This is a genomic window from Oceanicaulis sp. (genome assembly GCF_051859625.1).
GTDB lineage: Bacteria > Pseudomonadota > Alphaproteobacteria > Caulobacterales > Maricaulaceae > Oceanicaulis.
The window spans coordinates 1-759 of record NZ_JBHYFH010000004.1; the positions used below are offsets into that span (position 1 = coordinate 1).

Consider the following 759-nt stretch of genomic DNA (forward strand, 5'->3'; position numbering starts at 1 on the left):
CGGTCGACGCGGGGGCAGGCAAGCCGAGCGCCGAGCACGGCGGACGCATGTTTCACTTCTGCAGCGCTGGCTGCCGCACCAAGTTCATAGCTGAACCGGAGTCCTTCCTGACTGCTACCGATCCGGTCTGCGGCATGGACGTGGATCGCGCGTCCGCTAGACACTTCCATCGCCACGAAGGCGACAAGTTCTATTTCTGCTCGGCGGGCTGCAAGGGCAAGTTCGAGGCCGAGCCGGCGCGCTATCTCGGTGATCGGCCCGCCCCGGCGCCGATGCCCAAGGGCACGCAGTACACCTGCCCGATGCACCCCGAGATCGTGCGCGACAAGCCCGGCTCCTGCCCGATCTGCGGCATGGCGCTCGAGCCGATGGGCGTGCCGACAGGCGACGAGGGTCCGAACCCTGAACTGGTCGACTTCACGCGCAGGTTCTGGGTCTCCGCTGTCCTGTCGCTGCCATTGCTTGTCATCGCTATGGGGCCCATGGTCGGCCTGGCGGTGCGCGACTGGATCGGCGAGCCGATTGCCGCGTGGCTTGAGTTCGCGCTTGCGACGCCCGTCGTACTGTGGGCCGCCATACCCTTCTTCCACCGTGGCTACGAATCCTTCGTCAACCGCAGCCCGAACATGTGGACGCTGATCTCGATCGGCGTCGGCACGGCCTATCTCTACAGCGTCGTCGCCACCTTCTTTCCCGATCTCTTCCCGCATCAGTTCCGGGGGCATAGTGGATCGGTCCCCGTCTATTTCGAGGCGGCCG

Annotated in this window: 1 protein-coding gene; it reads left to right on the forward strand. The window is 65.6% G+C overall.

The window, feature by feature from the left end; genetic code table 11:
* Nucleotides 1-759 (forward strand): YHS domain-containing protein (locus ACTIGF_RS15535; RefSeq protein ID WP_439637737.1); only part of this gene is annotated, 759 nt, incomplete at both ends.